Consider the following 16,079-nt stretch of genomic DNA (forward strand, 5'->3'; position numbering starts at 1 on the left):
GAAATCAAAAACAAGAAGAAAATTCAGTATCTGAGCATCTTAGCATCTTAGAAACTTAAAAAATCTTTTCTTATTCTAGATTAAGTTGAAGCAATAATGAAAGCAATAAATTTGTAAAGTAAAATCACAAGGTCTGCGAAACTGAAATTCTAAAATAAAAAAACTTAGAATCTTAGCACCTCAGAACCTCAGAAACTAAAAAGAAAATGAAAACACTTGAATTCTTATTACTTGGAAAAAACGAAGCGATTCTGGCCATTTTACTTCGCCTTGTAAATGCTTATGAAGACTGGAATGCAGTCGCATTTAGCAACGAAATAGAAGCTCAGGACTATTTTCAGAATCACAAAATCGACGTTGTGCTATTGAGCTCCGGAATCGAAGACCATGTCGAAAAAGAATTTACTTTATTTTGCTTACAACAACAGCCAGACGTAGAAGTAATTGAACATTTTGGCGGCGGAAGCGGATTATTAAAGTCCGAAATCCTTCATCGATTGCATCTAAAAGGAAAAATTTAGGTACCGCATTTTTCTCTTTTCAAAATTCATTAAAAGCTTAACGAATATCATTTAACGAATATCCAATTTTTAATAACGATATATCGCTAGGATCACTATTGCCTTTTCTGAAAAACCTTTTAAAATCAATACATTACAAACAAGGCATTTATTTTGAATGCAAGACACTGAAAATCAAATACAAAATATTTAAAACCTTTATTTAACAACAAAATCAAATTATCATGAAAAAATTAATTCTTACAGCAGTTTTATCTTTAGTAACATTTATCGGATTCGCTCAAAAACCAAGTCCGTCACTTTTAGACCCTACAAATCACAGTCTAGTTTTAATAGATTACGAAAGCCAGATGGCATTTGCAGTAAGCAACATTCCAATCGACCAATTGCGCAACAACACGGCTCTAGTAGCTGGGGCTTCAAAAATATTCAAAGTACCGACTATCGTTACAACTGTTGCCGAAAAATCTTTTAGCGGACCTGTTTTTAGAGAAATTGAAGAATTCTACCCACAAAAAACTTCAAACTATATTGACCGTACCACAATGAATACTTGGGAAGACGCTCCTGCACGCAAAGCAATCATTGCAACTGGTAAAAAGAAAATCGTATTTGGCGGTTTATGGACAAGTGTTTGTATTGTTGGACCAGTTTTATCAGCTATCAACGAAGGATATGATGTTTATGTAATTACAGATGCAAGTGGTGACGTTTCGAAAGAAGCTCATGAAATGGCTGTAACTCGTATGGTTCAAGCTGGTGCACATCCTATAACTTCATTACAATATTTATTAGAATTACAGCGTGACTGGGCTCGTCAGGAAACTTATGTACCTGTAACCGATTTAGTTAAAAAATACGGCGGAGCTTATGGTGTAGGTGTTCAATATGCGCACGAAATGTTGAAACACTAATAATTTTAGAAATTAAAAAATTGAGAATTAAAAATTAAAAAATCTTCTAGATCCGCTAAACCTGCGTGAAAAACTAAAAGTTTGAATCTCTTTTTTAAAGATATTTTACTTAACCTTTAATTTTTAATTCTCAATTTTTAATTAAATCTACCAAACCAAAAATACCACAATCATGAAACTCTCTTTCAAACTAATAGCTTTTCTTTTAATCATTTCCCTCCCTGTTTTTGGGCAAAATAAAAAAGCTACTCTCATTGTTCATAATGCCATAATTCATACTCTGGACAATAAAAATACAGTTGTTGAAGCCATGGCCGTGGCAGATGGAAAAATCCTAAAAACGGGCAAAAGCAGTGAAATCTTAAAATTAAAAGACAAAAAAACAACAATAATCGATGCCAAAGGAAGAACGATTATTCCTGGCATATTCGATTCTCATATGCATATTATCCGAGGCGGAAGATTTTACAATACAGAATTGCGTTGGGATGGTGTTCGTTCTCTAAAAAGAGCTTTAGCTATGTTAAAAGAACAGGCACAAAGAACGCCAAAAGGACAATGGGTGCGTGTTGTGGGCGGGTGGAATGCTTATCAATTTGAAGAAAAAAGACTTCCAACTTTAGCAGAAATCAATGACGCAACGGGTGAGGTTCCAACATTTATTCTTCATTTATATGGACATGCTTATTTGAACAAAGCAGGTTTAGAAGCTTTGAAAATTGATTCCAACACGCCAAATCCAAATGCAGGATTGATTGAAAAAGATCCAAACGGAAATCCAACAGGATTATTGGTGGCAGAACCAAATGCTTTCATTCTATATTCGACTCTTGCGAAACTTCCCGAATTGACTCAAGAAGAAAAATTCAATTCGACTAAACAATTTATGACCGAAATGAATCGTCTTGGCGTAACTGCAATTATGGATGCCGGAGGCGGATTTCAAAATTTTCCTGATGATTATGGTGTAACCAATGGTTTATGCAAAGACAGCGATTTAACCGTTAGAATGCCTTATTATTTGTTTGCGCAAAAAGCAGGTACAGAATTAAACGATTACACCAAATGGATGCAAACCGTTGAAATTGGCGAAGGCTGTGATGATGATCATCATTCGGATAAAGTAGAATATCACGTTCAGGGTGCTGGAGAAAATTTGGTAATGAGCGCAGGAGATTTTGAAAACTTCGACAAACCAAGACCAGAATTAAATCCAGCGATGGAAGGACAATTAAAAGAAGTGTTATCTTTATTAGTGAAAAATAGATGGCCTTTCAGAATTCACGCTACTTACAATGAAAGCATCACTAGATTTTTAAACGTAATAGAAGACATCAACAAGGAAACACCTTTAAATGGCCTTTTATGGTTCTTTGATCATGCTGAAACGGTATCTACAGAAAATTTAAAACGAATTAAAGCTTTAAATGGCGGAATCGCAATCCAGCATAGGATGGCGTATCAAGGAGAAAGTTTCATTAAAAGATATGGAAAAACAGCTGCTTCAAACACAGTTCCATTAAAGAAAATGTTCGAGCTAGGAATTAAAGTTGGAATGGGAACTGACGGAACACGCGTAGCAAGCTACAATCCTTGGGTTGGTTTATATTGGCTCACAACAGGAAAAACTTTGGGCGGCTTAAAATATATGAATGATGAAAATATTATTGACAGAAACACTGCTTTAAAACTATTCACGTACGGAAGCGCCCAATTAATCAATATTGAAAAAGACCGAGGAATGCTGGCACCTGGAAAATTGGCCGATTTCGCTATTCTTTCTGATGATTACTTCTCGACTTCTGAAGAAAAAATCTTAAATATCGAATCAAAACTTACAGTAGTAAACGGAAAAGTAGTTTACGCTGATAATGACTTTAGAACCTTTGCCAACGAAAAACCAAAAGCAATTCCAGGCTGGAGTCCGGTAAATTACTTTGGAGGTTATCAAAAAAACTAATTCAAATGAAAAACACATTCTTCTTATTGTTGCTTTTGGGAATCATTTTTTCTTCAAATGCACAACAAAAACCAGTTTTCCAAAGGCTGCGATATGAGGATGATTTCACTTATCTAAAAGCAGATTCGACCAAAACTTTATACGAGAGAATCAAATATATTCCGTTAGGAAAAAACGATAAATATTATGCCTCAATTGGCGGTGAAGCAAGACTTCAGTACACTTATACCGTCAATAATAAATGGGGAGACGAAGCTGATGACGATGGCTATTTACTTTCCCGATATCTGTTTCATGCAAATGTTCAATTAGGAGTTTTCAGAACCTTTTTTGAATTGCAAAGCAGTTTAGCAAATGGCAAAACAGATCCCAGTCCAGTTGACGAAAATCAGCTAGACATTCATCAGGCTTTTCTCGATATTGATTTTATTAAAGAAGAAAATGAGCAATTGACATTGCGTTCTGGAAGACAAGAAATGATGTACGGTTCACAGCGTTTAATTGCAGTGCGTGAAGGTCCAAACAGTCGACTTGCTTTTGATGCAGTAAAACTATTTTATAAAAAAAACAACTGGCAATCAGACGCATTTTTCACGCATCCTATTGCCAATAAACAAGGAACTTTTAATGATAGTTTTAATGAAAACGCTAAATTTTGGGGAAGTTATACTGTAATTCACAAAGTGCCTTTCATTCAGAACATCGATCTGTATTATTTAGGTTTATGGAAAAGCCGATCTGTTTTTGATGATGCCATTGGTGAAGAAAACAGACAATCTATTGGAACCCGAATCTGGAAAAATAAAGGAACATGGAAATACGATTTTGAAGGCGTTTACCAATTTGGAAACATCAATCAAAAGACAATTTCAGGCTGGACACTTTCATCTTTTGCCTGTTATACTTTCGAAAACATAAAATATACGCCTGAAATCGGATTGAAAACAGAAATCATTTCTGGCGATAAAAGTTCGGGAGATGCTCACTTACAAACTTTTAATCCGTTATATCCAAGAGGCGCTTATTTTGGATTAGTTGCCTTAATTGGCCCTTCTAATTTAATAGATGTTCATCCTTCAATTAATTTTAGTTTATCGGAAAAATGGACACTTGGAATTGATTACGATATTTTCTGGAGACAAACCTTAAGTGACGGTATATACGCCCCTAACATGCAGCTTTTATATTCTGGAAAAAACACAACGGAACGTTTTATTGGTTCGCAATTAATTTCGAATGTAAACTACGACATGAATAATCATTTAGGATTTACACTAGAAACGGGTTGGTTTAATGCGGGCAGTTTTTTAAAAGAAGTGGGGTCTGGAAAAGATTATTTTTACGCCGCATTGACAGCACAATTTAAATTTTAAATTTGTGTAATTCAAAATCCTAAAAATGGAAAAAACATATTCGGTTGTATTTTATTCAAAAGATTTAGTTGAACCCGTTAAAAAGCTGAAAGATTTTTTAAGAAGCAAAATCGATTGGTACAACAGCTGCAATTCTGAAGCTCATATTACGATTTGTGAATTTACAATCGACGAATCTGAGTTCGATTCAATTAAACAAAAGCTTTCTAAAATTTCAGATACTTTTTTCCCTTTCCCCGTATCATTAAATCATTTTGATGCTTTCCAAAATAGCGGCGCTTTTTTTATAGGTGTAACCGAAGATTCAAAAAATAATCTAGTGCCTATCATGAAAAAGATTCATGAAGCCTTTAAGTTTTTAAAACTCAAAAAAAGTGATAATCCGCACTTGTCAATCGGAAGAAGATTAACACCCGAAAACCTTAAAATAGCTTCTGAGCTTTTTACCACAATTGATCTTGAATTTGAATGCAATGAAATTGTTTTAAGGGAATTCGATCCCAAAGTAAAACAGTTTTTTGTAATTGATGCTTTTCCTTTCGGAAGCAATCCTAAGCCAGAGTTCGTACAGGGGAGTTTGTTTTAACCGCAAAGAGCGCAAAGTTTTTTCGCGAGGTTCGCAAATATTTTACACAAAGCTTTGCGAACTTTGCGTTTTTATAGACTGTCTAAATCAAAAAAAACTTGCACCCTTTGCGGTTAAACTCACAAAGCTTATTTTTTCGTATATTTGAATTTCGCAATTCATCACAATATGAAATCCCTAGATTCATTTTACCACGATATTACCGAAGGTTCTACAGTTGATCCTACTTCATTATTGCCAAACGACATCCAGAAAGAAATCGGACACTTTAATGTCTTTGATATAAAAGAACTTCTCGAACGCATGAAAGGAAAGCCTGGAATGCCTTATGACAGAAGAGCCTACTACAAAATAAGTTTGATAAAAGGCCATAATAGAGCCGAATACGCCGATAAAGTTATCGAAATAGAAAAACAGGGATTGTTATTTGCAACACCAAAAATTCCGTATAACTATTTACCGCAAGACACGAATCAAGGCGGTCATTTTTGTGTTTTTACAAGCGAGTTTTTATCTAAAAGCAAAAGCGGAATCGATCTAGACGAACTTCCGATTTTTGCCTCCGCTGGTTATCCTATTTTTCAGCTTTCAGACAAAGAAGTTTCAGAAGTAGAATTGATTTTCAATAAAATACAAAAAGAAATCAACTCTGATTATATCTACAAATACGATTTAATTCGAAATTATGTTGCAGAGTTAATTCACTTCGGACAAAAACTGCAGCCTATTACCGCGTTATATTCCAAACACAATTCGGCAGCAAGAGTTTCATCTTTATTTGCTGAATTGTTAGAAAGACAATTTCCGATAGAATCTCCAAATCAAAGATTAGAATTGAGAACAGCAAAAGATTTTGCAGAGCGATTATCTGTTCATGTCAATCATTTAAATAAAGTTTTAAAGGAAAGCACCGGAAAAACCACAACAGAATTAATCAGTAACCGATTAACAAACGAAGCCAAAATTCTTTTAAAACAAACCGATTGGAATATTTCTGAAATTGCCTATTCTCTTGGTTTTGAAGAATTAGCGCATTTTTCTAATTTCTTTAAAAAACAAACGTCCTTTACGCCGTTGGCTTTTAGGAGTTAGATATTTTAGATTTTAGATTGCAGATTTTAGATTTTAGATTTTAGATTTTAGATTGTTGCCAATAGTTACCTCAAAGCTTGTCCTCCTGAGCGGAGTCGAAGGACACGCAACGTAGAACGTACTTTATTGATTTAGCATGCGACTCTTAGACTCCGCTCAGGGGGACAAAAAATGCGAACCAGAATTTTTTAATTATCAATTTTTAATTTTTAATTTTTAATTAATCTATCTGATTTGAATTTCGCAAACATCGGTTTGATATTTACAACTACCCAAGTCTACTTCGCTCCTACCTTTGTCTTATCAAATTAAAAGAACGAAAAGATGAATTTATCAGACAACAAAATTTTAATAACTGGCGGTGCAAGCGGTATCGGACTTGGACTTGCCGAACGATTTATTCAGGAAAACAATACCGTAATTATCTGCGGAAGAAGAGCTTCTCTTCTAGAAGAAGTAAAAGCTAAGTTTCCATCGATTATTACTAAAGTATGCGATTTGTCTATAGAAGAGGAACGCATTGCGCTTTATCAATGGATTGCAGCAAATCATCCTGATTTAAATGTTTTAGTCAATAATGCTGGAATTCAAAACTGGATGAACATAACAGATGCTGACTTTTACAATAACATGAAAAATGAGCTTGCCACAAACATCGAAGCTCCTTTGCATTTAACTTCGCTATTTATTCAGTTGTCCTCGCTAAAAACAGTGATGAATGTAACTTCTGGACTGGCATTTTCTCCTTTTGCAAAAGTCCCGGTTTATTCGGCTACAAAAGCATTTTTCAGATCATTTACACTTTCGCTTCGTCATTTATTAAAAGAAAAAAATATTGAAGTGGTAGAAATTATTCCACCTGCATTAAACACAGATTTGGGCGGAATTGGTCTTCACGACGCACATCCAAGCGTAAGCAGTTTTATCGAATCTATTTTCGAACAATTGAAAGAAGGCAGACAAGAACTTACTTTCGGCACCAGCGAAACGAGATTAAATGCAAGCGCAGAAGATTTGAGAAATCATTTTAATGCAATGCATTCTTAATTTTAAATTAAACACATAGAAACATAGATTTTTGTAGTGAATAAAAGGCGTTTCACTTTTAATAAAACACATAGGCTATGTGTTAGAAACTAGTTTCTTTATATAATCTTCTAAAGAAAAACAAAATCTATGTTTCTATGTGTTAAAAAAATAAACACAACTATTTGTCTTCATGAGCGTAGCCAAAGGACATTCTGACTATAAAGGTCTTCGATTCCGCTCAGACTGACAACAAACAACAAACAATAAACATTATATAAGATGGCAGTAAACACAAAAATAGCTCTAGTTACAGGCGGTAGCAGAGGTTTAGGAAAAAATATGGCAATTGCGATTGCAAAAAAAGGATTGGATGTAATTATTACCTACAACAGCAAAAAAGAAGAAGCTGATTTGGTAGTAAAAGAAATCGAAAACTTAGGTCAAAAAGCAGCTGCATTGCAATTAAATGTTGCAGAATCAGGAACTTTTGATGCTTTCTTTGAAGAAGTAAAATCGGTTCTAAAAAGCACTTTCAAAACTGACAAATTTGATTTTTTGGTAAACAATGCGGGAATCGGAATTCATAATTCGTTTATTGGAACAACTGAAGCTGAATTTGATCAATTGACTAATATTCAATTCAAAGGTCCGTTTTTCTTGACTCAAAAAGGATTAAACGTAATGAATGACGGCGGCGGAATCGTAAACATTTCAACTGGTTTGGCAAGATTCTCTTTCCCAGGTTATGCAGCTTATGCTTCTATGAAAGGTGCAATGGAAACTTTAACAAAATATCAGGCAAAAGAATTGGGTTCAAGAAAAATTAGAGCCAATATAGTGGCTCCAGGTGCTATCGAAACTGATTTTGGCGGAGGAGTTGTTCGCGATAATGAGCAAATGAATCAGCAGATTGCATCTGTAACAGCTTTAGGAAGAGTTGGTCTTCCTGATGATATTGGCGGTGTAGTTGCCTTTTTATGCACTGAAGACGCTCGCTGGATAAACGCACAAAGAATCGAAGCTTCTGGCGGAATGATGTTGTAAAAATTTCAAAAATCTAAAGTTGAAATTCCAAATTCTAAGTTTCTGGTTTCAAGTTTAACCGCAAAGAACGCTAAGGTTTACGCAATCACGATAGCTATCGGCAGCAAAGTTTTTCAGATAAAGCTTTGCGAACTTTGCGTTTCTATAACAAAAACCTTGCGTGCTTTGTGGTTAAAATAGACAAAGAATATCAACTTCAAACCTCAAGCCTAAAACTTGAAACAAAAAATAAAAAAAACAAAACCCGATAAGCATTAAAAACTTATCGGGTTTGTCATTTCAAATAATATTTGAATTAGTAAAGCTGTTTAGTTTTTTTCGACAGAGACTTCAAAATCTCCCTCTGCGTCAAAAACAATGTCATAAAATTTAGTGTCTTTTGTTACGCCAACTTCGTAGGTTGTTTTTTTCTTATCGTCTACCACCATTGCAATTTCTTGAATGGCTTTTGCTTTATAATTCTTTTTTAGATAAGACTGCGCTTTTATCGGAAGCTGTTTAAACGGAATTTGAAGTTCATACGCTTTCATGTTTCCCAGATTATCGTAAATCGCCACCGCTTTGGTTCTATCGTCTACATTGTATCGTGCTTCAAATCGAATTTCATCTGCATCATCTCCAATATATTCTTCAGACCAGACTGGCACTTTTCCCGGATATTCTCTCTCAAAAGCAAATCGAACCTTTTCTGGCGGTGTAATTACCTTTTTCATATTGGTTCCCTCTTGAGCTATTAAAAAACTACTGCATAAAAAAGTAAAATATAAAAACACGTTTTTCATAGTTTCATTTTTTAAAATTAAACTTTAATAACGTATTAAAAGTACTACTTTTTTATTAAGATAACATGAAGATTTTAACATTTTTTTCAAGCACAAAAATCGCTCTAAAATCAATGGTTGCAATTACAATTCGAGCTTTTTTAGCCTATCGGTCAACTCTCTTTTGTATGTAATTCCGATTGGAATTCTTTCGTTTTTGATGACTACAAAATCTTTTTCGGTTGCATCGATTTTATCCAACGCCACGATATACGATTTGTGAATGCGCATAAAACTCTTTTCTGGAAGGCATTTCTCAAATTCTGTCGTAGTTATCGAAGCCAGATACGTTCTTTTTGTCGTGTGAAGTTTTACATAATTGCCAAAACTCTGTGCATATAAAAGCTGGCCTAATTCAATATCCATCAGATAGCCATCTACTTTTACGCTAACCGAATTTACCATTTCTTCTGCCTTTTGCCTAACGCTTTCGGTTGCAAAAAATCGGTCAATCGCTTTTAGAAATCTTGGGAAATAAATGGGCTTCAGCAAATAATCAATTACACCGTAATCGTAGCTTTCTAGAGCAAATTCAGAATACGCTGTAGTCAAAATAGTTTTAGGATGTGTCGGAAGAATTTTAAGCAGTTCCATTCCAGAAATCTCAGGCATATTGATATCCAAAAACATTAAATCGACTGGATTCTCTCTGAGATAATTCATCGCTTCAATGCCGTTGTATCCTTGAAAAACCAATTCTAACTGCGGATTCTGTTTGATATAATTGGCCAGAACATAATGCGCAGCAGGTTCATCGTCTACAATAATACATCTTTTCGTTTCTTTCATCCTACAAACTTTTTAAGCTGTATTTCCAAATCTACAATATAAGTCTGTTTATCGTCTGTTATATCTAATTTATAGTCTTTTCCATAAATTAAATTCAGACGTTCAATAGTGTTTTTTAAACCAATTTTGGTAGAAACCACATCATTTTTCTTCGGAATTGAATTGGCAACATGAAGATGCAGCAATCCGTTTTCTACAGAAATGGTAATTGTCACAAAACACTTTTCAATAGCGCAGGTGCCGTGTTTAAAAGCATTTTCAATAAATGCAATTAGAAGCATCGGAGAAATTTTATAGGTGTATTCGTTATCTACTTTATTTTCAAAAGTAATATCACATCTATAGCCAACACGTTCTTTTTCAAGCTGAACGTAGCTGTTTATAAACTCCAATTCATCTTCTAAAGATACACATTGTTTGCTATTGCTCTCCAATTGATAGCGCATCAATTGCGAAACCTTCATAATTAAATCGGGCGTTCTGTCTGGAAACTGAAGGCTGATTCCGTAAAGTGTATTAAAAGTATTAAACAAAAAATGCGGATTTAATTGTCCTTTCAATGAATTTAATTGCATTTGATTGAACAATAAAGCCGCATCAGTTTGTTTTCTGTGAATACGATAAAATTTAAAAACAATAATCGGACTTAGAATGCAGACCAAAGTTCCTAAAACACTTGCCAATTGATAAGCATAACTTCTCTGATGCGAGTTTTGGTACAAATGGCATTTGGCAAACATATCCAACATGGTAATTTCATACAAAACGACCGAGAATACAAAAACACCAAAAAGCGTCAGAATAATATAAGTGAAAGGTTTATTGGCTTTGAATAAAATTGGAAGTAAAAAAAAGCGGTTAAACTGCGCATGCATGTATAAAATGCAATAAAAAAATATCCCCATCAAAATAGAAACGAAGGAGCTAAAAAGCATCCAGTCATTCTTAAGGGTATAAATTGTAAATGAAAAAAGGACAACAGCAACCTCCTGCCACCATTTGTTATCCAATATGTTATCAATCTTTTTGTTCATTCTTAATTGTGAAATAGTTTACAAAGTACGAACAAATATTTAATTATTTTTTTCAAAAAATGACCAATTCAATTCGTCATTTACTAGTGCAGTACATCACTTAACCTGACTTTTATCAGTGTAAGAGAAATAAATTTGTTGCATCAAAAATATTCTATATCACACTTGAGTTTATGTATTTCAAAAAAATTACCTTATTATTTTTATTGATTTTTGCCTCAGCCGGCTACGCTCAAACCCTGTCTTTAAAAGAAGCCATAAAGATAGGACTTGAAAACTACGGTTCTATCCGAGCAAAAAACAATTACACCAATGCATCAAAAGAGACTCTCAAACAATCTCGCCGTGATTATCTGCCCAACTTGAATTTATCGGCACAGCAGGATTACGGAACCGTAAACGGACAAAACGGACCGCTTTATGGTTTTGGAGGTTTAGGAGTTGCTTCATCGGGACTTCCGTTGCCAGAACAAAACTGGAATTCGGCATTTGGTGCGCTTTATTTAGTCAATATGAACTGGGATTTTTTCACTTTTGGAAAAACACAGGAAAAAATCAATTTATCTAAAATTGATGTTCAGGCTAAAGAAAAAGATTTAGAGCAGGAAAAATTCCAGCAGGAAATTAAAATCTCGGCGGCTTATTTAAATTTATTGGCGAGCCAAAGATTACTGATTTCGCAGCAAAAGAATTTAGACCGTGCCGAAATTTTCAAAAAGACTGCCGTTGCGAGAGTTAAAAACGGATTATTAGCTGGAGTTGATTCTACATTGGCTACAGCCGAAGTTTCTAAAGCAAAAATGGCTTTAAACCTAGCTAAAAATTTCGTTAAGGAACAAAACAACAAATTAGTCGATTTAATGGGCGTTGCACCGCAGGATTTTGTTGCCGATACTTTATTTGTAACTCAGATTCCGAAAGAATTGGTAACCAAAGAAACGGCTACAGACAGTCTTCACCCTTTATTACAATTCTATAAAACGAAAATCGATTATAGCAATCAGCAGGTTAAATTGTATAAAAGATTCTATTATCCAACCATGAGTGCTTTTGGCGTTTTGCAAACCAGAGCCTCGGGATTTGATTCTTCTTATGCCACCAATCAAAACGCATTTACGAGAAATTATTGGGATGGCGTAAATCCAGACCGCACGAACTATTTAGTTGGAGTTGGAATTACGTGGAATTTAACCACACCTTTCCGTTCAAGCAAACAAGTAAGCGCTCAGAAATTTGTATCTCAAGCTCTGCAGGAAGAATACAATCAGGCTGATAGAGAATTGAAGTCTCAACTGGCTTTCGCCGAAGATAAAATCAAAATTACTTTGGAAAATTATGCCGAAGCGCCAATTCAGGTTGATGCCGCACAAAGAGCTTACATTCAGAAATCGGCATTATATAAAAATGGTTTAACCGATCTAACCGATTTAACACAAACCATTTACACGCTGAACCGTGCTGAAATCGATCGAGATATTGTCAATAATAATGTGTGGCAGTCGTACTTATTGAAAGTCGCTGCAACAGGAAATTTTGACTTATTTATAAATGAATTTTAATTATAAATCCTAATGAATTTAATACGTTTTGCACTCCGCAAACCCATTTCCATTTTAGTACTGGTTGCGGGTCTATTTTTCTTCGGAATTGGTGCCATCAAAGACATTAAGGTAGATATTTTACCAAAAATGAATTTGCCGGTTATCTATATCGCGCACCCGTTTGGAGGTTATACGCCAGACCAGATGGAAGCTTATTTTGCCAAAAACTACGTAAACGTTTTACCTTTCTCAAACGGTATCAAATCGGTAGAAACTAAAAATATTCAGGGGTTAATGATTATGAAATTAACCTATTATGAAGGAACCAATATGGCGCAGGCAGCTGCCGAGTTAAGTGCGCTTTCAAACAGAATACAAGCGGTTTTCCCTCCAGGAACACAACCTCCGTTTATCATTCGTTTTGATGCTTCTTCACTGCCAATCGGACAATTGGTTTTGAGCAGTAAAATCAGATCCAACAACGAATTGCAGGATTTGGCCAACGTTTATGTTCGTGCTTCTTTTACTTCGATTCCTGGTTTGTTATCTCCAGCACCATTTGGAGGAAGCCCAAGAACTATCGAGATCAACGTAGATCCAGATTTATTGCGTTCGCACAATATGACGCCAGACCAAATCGTAGAAGCGATTCGTTTGAACAACCAGACGGCTCCATCAGGAAACGTTCGTATGGGCGACAAAAACTATATTACGCCAACCAATAATACGATTAAAGAAATTAAAGATTTTGAACAGATTCCGTTATTCAAAGGCGGTGTTCAAAACTTAAAATTAGGCGATGTTGCATCGGTAAAAGACGGTGCCGATATTACAGCGGGTTACGCATTAGTAAACGGAAAACGTTCGGTTTACATTAGTATCGCAAAAGCGGGAGACGCTTCTACTTGGGATGTGGTTCAGAAATTAAAATCAGAATTGCCTAAAATTCAGAGCACGCTTCCTGAAGATGTAAAATTATCTTATGAATTTGACCAGTCCGTTTATGTAATCAACTCGGTTAAAAGTTTGATTACTGAGGGAATCATTGGTGCGGTTTTAACGGGATTAATGGTTTTATTATTCTTAGGTGACCGCCGTGCTGCTTTAATCGTAATTATGACCATTCCGATTTCGGTTATTTCGGGAGTTTTATTCCTTAAATTATTCGGACAGACGATTAACTTAATGTCTCTTTCGGGATTGGCTTTGGCAATTGGTATTTTGGTTGACGAAAGTACCGTAACGATCGAAAACATTCACCAGCATCTCGATATGGGAAAACCAAAAGCACTCGCCATTTGGGACGCCTGTAAAGAAATCGCGTTGCCAAAATTATTGATCCTTCTTTGTATCCTTGCCGTATTTGCTCCAGCATTTACCATGGTGGGTATTCCAGGAGCATTGTTCTTGCCTTTGGCTTTAGCAATTGGTTTCTCAATGGTTATTTCGTTCTTATTATCTCAAACTTTTGTGCCTGTAATGGCCAACTGGATGATGAAAGGACATGAAAAACACCATCACGGACCAGAAATTACAGACGATGAAGCGGAGTTTAACGACTGCGGTTTAACACCAGAATCTGAACAAAATCTGATTACACAGAAAAAAGTATATGTAGAAAGAGAAGATACTAATAACAACGGAAAAATCAGCGCTTTCGAACGCTTCAAGATTCGTTTCATGCGCACATTAGACCGTTTGTTTGTTCACAAAAAAATAACCAGTATTACATATCTGATTTCTGCAACTGCACTAGCTATTGTATTTATTACTTTTATCGGAAAAGACGTTTTCCCAAGAACGAATTCAAGTCAGTTTCAATTAAGAATGCGTGCTGTTGACGGAACGCGTTTGGAAAGAACAGAAGAACAAGCCAGAATTGTTCTGAAAGAATTGGAAAAAATGGTTGGTAAAGATCATATCGGAATTTCATCTGTTTATGTGGGTCAGCACCCTTCTCTATTCTCGATCAACCCGATTTATCTGTTCATGGCAGGTTCTCACGAAGCGGTTTTCCAAGTAAGCTTGAAAGATTATGAGGCAGATATGGATGACTTTAAAGATGAATTTAGAGCAAGACTTAAAAAATTGCTTCCAGATACTAAACTTTCTTTTGAGCCGATCGAATTGACGGATAAGGTTTTAAGTCAAGGTTCTCCTACTCCAATTGAGATTCGAGTTGCAGGAAAAGACAAAAAGAAAAACGAATTGTACGCGACTCAAATTGTAGATAAACTAAAAGCGATTTCGTATTTCAGAGATGTTCAAATTGGTCAGCCAATTCATTATCCAGCAATGAATATTGATATTGACAGAACCCGTGCTGCCGAATTGGGAGTTGATATGAATGATATTTCACGTTCGCTTGTCGCTTCGACCTCATCTTCTCGTTATACAGAGAAAAATAACTGGGTAGACGAAAAAGCAGGATTATCATATTCTGTTCAGGTTCAAGTGCCTTTAAACAAAATGAAAAGCAAAACAGATATTGGAGAAATTCCGGTATTAAAAAATTCGCTTCGTCCGGTATTGAGTGACGTTGCCAAAATTACACCGGGATTTGTAAGCGGAGAAAATGACAATTTAGGGGCCATGCCATACATTACCGTTACAGCAAACATCTATAAAACCGATTTGGGGACGGCTTCAAAAGATGTGAGCAAAACAATTAGTTCATTGGGCGAATTACCTCGTGGTTTGTTTATCACGCCAATCGGACTAAGTACTGTACTGACAGAGACATTAAGCAGCTTGCAAACAGGATTATTGGTCGCTGTGTTTGTAATCTTCTTAATGCTGGCCGCTAATTTCCAATCGTTCAAGGTTTCGCTGGTAATCTTAACAACAGTTCCTGCCGTAGTTTTAGGATCTTTATTAATGCTGACTTTAACTGGTTCAACATTGAATTTACAATCGTATATGGGAATCATCATGTCGGTTGGGGTTTCTATTGCCAATGCCGTACTTTTGGTTACGAATGCCGAACAGCTTCGAAAAATAAACGGAAATGCATTAGAATCGGCTCGTGAAGCAGCAGCATTGCGTCTTCGTCCGATTATCATGACTTCTGTTGCCATGATTATGGGTATGTTGCCAATGGCAATTGGACACGGCGAAGGAGGCGATCAAGTTTCTCCGTTAGGAAGAGCGGTTATCGGTGGATTATTATTTTCTACTTTTGCCGTATTATTGATCCTTCCGCAGATATTTGCGTGGGCACAAGAAAAAACATCGACACAATCTGTTTCTTTAGATCCTGAAGACGAAGAAAGCATCCATTATATCTCATCATTGAGTAAGCCGAAAGTTGGAAAGTCCTAACTCGTTGAGTGTAATTATTTTTTTAACACATAGAAATATAGATTTTAGTTTTAA

13 protein-coding genes are annotated in these 16,079 nt (G+C 35.5%); 10 read left to right on the forward strand and 3 right to left on the reverse strand.

The window, feature by feature from the left end:
• Positions 1–206 precede the first annotated feature (206 nt).
• The 8 genes from FF52_RS17760 (at position 207) to FF52_RS17795 (ending at position 8,519) form a co-directional block, all read left to right on the forward strand.
• Positions 207–521: a hypothetical protein gene (locus FF52_RS17760; protein ID WP_008467688.1), complete on the forward strand. Its 315-nt coding sequence runs from the start codon at positions 207–209 to the stop codon at positions 519–521.
• A 224-nt stretch (positions 522–745) separates the two neighbouring features.
• The gene (locus tag FF52_RS17765) at positions 746–1,435 is read left to right on the forward strand and encodes a hydrolase (protein WP_008467690.1); all 690 of its coding nucleotides are present in this window, start codon (positions 746–748) and stop codon (positions 1,433–1,435) included.
• 172 nt (positions 1,436–1,607) lie between these two features.
• The gene (locus tag FF52_RS17770; RefSeq protein WP_008467691.1) at positions 1,608–3,395 is read left to right on the forward strand and encodes an amidohydrolase; all 1,788 of its coding nucleotides are present in this window, start codon (positions 1,608–1,610) and stop codon (positions 3,393–3,395) included.
• Between the two features lie 5 nt (positions 3,396–3,400).
• Positions 3,401–4,768 (forward strand): alginate export family protein, encoded by a 1,368-nt coding sequence (locus FF52_RS17775; RefSeq protein ID WP_008467692.1) that lies wholly within the window; start codon positions 3,401–3,403, stop codon positions 4,766–4,768.
• A gap of 25 nt (positions 4,769–4,793) precedes the next feature.
• Positions 4,794–5,354: a 2'-5' RNA ligase family protein gene (locus FF52_RS17780; protein ID WP_008467693.1), complete on the forward strand. Its 561-nt coding sequence runs from the start codon at positions 4,794–4,796 to the stop codon at positions 5,352–5,354.
• A 168-nt stretch (positions 5,355–5,522) separates the two neighbouring features.
• The gene (locus tag FF52_RS17785; RefSeq protein ID WP_008467694.1) at positions 5,523–6,446 is read left to right on the forward strand and encodes a helix-turn-helix domain-containing protein; all 924 of its coding nucleotides are present in this window, start codon (positions 5,523–5,525) and stop codon (positions 6,444–6,446) included.
• A gap of 324 nt (positions 6,447–6,770) precedes the next feature.
• Positions 6,771–7,493, forward strand: coding sequence for an SDR family oxidoreductase (locus FF52_RS17790; RefSeq protein WP_008467695.1), 723 nt, complete (start codon positions 6,771–6,773; stop codon positions 7,491–7,493).
• 261 nt (positions 7,494–7,754) lie between these two features.
• Positions 7,755–8,519, forward strand: coding sequence for an SDR family oxidoreductase (locus tag FF52_RS17795; RefSeq protein WP_008467696.1), 765 nt, complete (start codon positions 7,755–7,757; stop codon positions 8,517–8,519).
• Between the two features lie 308 nt (positions 8,520–8,827).
• Here the strand turns inward: FF52_RS17795 and FF52_RS17800 are convergent, their stop codons facing one another.
• From FF52_RS17800 to FF52_RS17810, 3 genes are all read right to left on the reverse strand, one after another.
• The gene (locus FF52_RS17800) at positions 8,828–9,301 is read right to left on the reverse strand and encodes a hypothetical protein (protein ID WP_008467697.1); all 474 of its coding nucleotides are present in this window, start codon (positions 9,299–9,301) and stop codon (positions 8,828–8,830) included.
• A 123-nt stretch (positions 9,302–9,424) separates the two neighbouring features.
• On the reverse strand, positions 9,425–10,129 hold the full coding sequence (locus FF52_RS17805) for a LytR/AlgR family response regulator transcription factor (protein WP_008467698.1): 705 nt from the start codon (positions 10,127–10,129) through the stop codon (positions 9,425–9,427).
• A complete protein-coding gene (locus FF52_RS17810) occupies positions 10,126–11,163 on the reverse strand; it encodes a sensor histidine kinase (RefSeq protein ID WP_008467699.1) in 1,038 nt (345 codons plus the stop codon). The genes FF52_RS17805 and FF52_RS17810 overlap by 4 nt, the downstream gene beginning before the upstream one ends.
• A 173-nt stretch (positions 11,164–11,336) precedes the next feature.
• Between FF52_RS17810 and FF52_RS17815 the strand changes: the two genes are divergently transcribed.
• Positions 11,337–12,722, forward strand: coding sequence for a TolC family protein (locus tag FF52_RS17815; protein WP_008467700.1), 1,386 nt, complete (start codon positions 11,337–11,339; stop codon positions 12,720–12,722).
• A gap of 12 nt (positions 12,723–12,734) precedes the next feature.
• Positions 12,735–16,025, forward strand: a complete 3,291-nt coding sequence (locus tag FF52_RS17820) for an efflux RND transporter permease subunit (protein ID WP_008467702.1) — start codon at positions 12,735–12,737, stop codon at positions 16,023–16,025.
• The last annotated feature ends 54 nt before the right edge of the window (positions 16,026–16,079 follow it).

The organism is Flavobacterium sp. F52, assembly GCF_000278705.1.
Taxonomy (GTDB): Bacteria; Bacteroidota; Bacteroidia; order Flavobacteriales; family Flavobacteriaceae; genus Flavobacterium; species Flavobacterium anhuiense.

Coding starts and splice junctions, on each gene's coding strand:
- FF52_RS17760 (WP_008467688.1), top strand. CDS start 207: ATGAAAACACTTGAATTCTTATTACTTGGAAAAAACGAAGCGATTCTG.
- FF52_RS17765 (WP_008467690.1), top strand. CDS start 746: ATGAAAAAATTAATTCTTACAGCAGTTTTATCTTTAGTAACATTTATC.
- FF52_RS17770 (WP_008467691.1), top strand. CDS start 1,608: ATGAAACTCTCTTTCAAACTAATAGCTTTTCTTTTAATCATTTCCCTC.
- FF52_RS17775 (WP_008467692.1), top strand. CDS start 3,401: ATGAAAAACACATTCTTCTTATTGTTGCTTTTGGGAATCATTTTTTCT.
- FF52_RS17780 (WP_008467693.1), top strand. CDS start 4,794: ATGGAAAAAACATATTCGGTTGTATTTTATTCAAAAGATTTAGTTGAA.
- FF52_RS17785 (WP_008467694.1), top strand. CDS start 5,523: ATGAAATCCCTAGATTCATTTTACCACGATATTACCGAAGGTTCTACA.
- FF52_RS17790 (WP_008467695.1), top strand. CDS start 6,771: ATGAATTTATCAGACAACAAAATTTTAATAACTGGCGGTGCAAGCGGT.
- FF52_RS17795 (WP_008467696.1), top strand. CDS start 7,755: ATGGCAGTAAACACAAAAATAGCTCTAGTTACAGGCGGTAGCAGAGGT.
- FF52_RS17800 (WP_008467697.1), bottom strand. CDS start 9,301: ATGAAAAACGTGTTTTTATATTTTACTTTTTTATGCAGTAGTTTTTTA.
- FF52_RS17805 (WP_008467698.1), bottom strand. CDS start 10,129: ATGAAAGAAACGAAAAGATGTATTATTGTAGACGATGAACCTGCTGCG.
- FF52_RS17810 (WP_008467699.1), bottom strand. CDS start 11,163: ATGAACAAAAAGATTGATAACATATTGGATAACAAATGGTGGCAGGAG.
- FF52_RS17815 (WP_008467700.1), top strand. CDS start 11,337: ATGTATTTCAAAAAAATTACCTTATTATTTTTATTGATTTTTGCCTCA.
- FF52_RS17820 (WP_008467702.1), top strand. CDS start 12,735: ATGAATTTAATACGTTTTGCACTCCGCAAACCCATTTCCATTTTAGTA.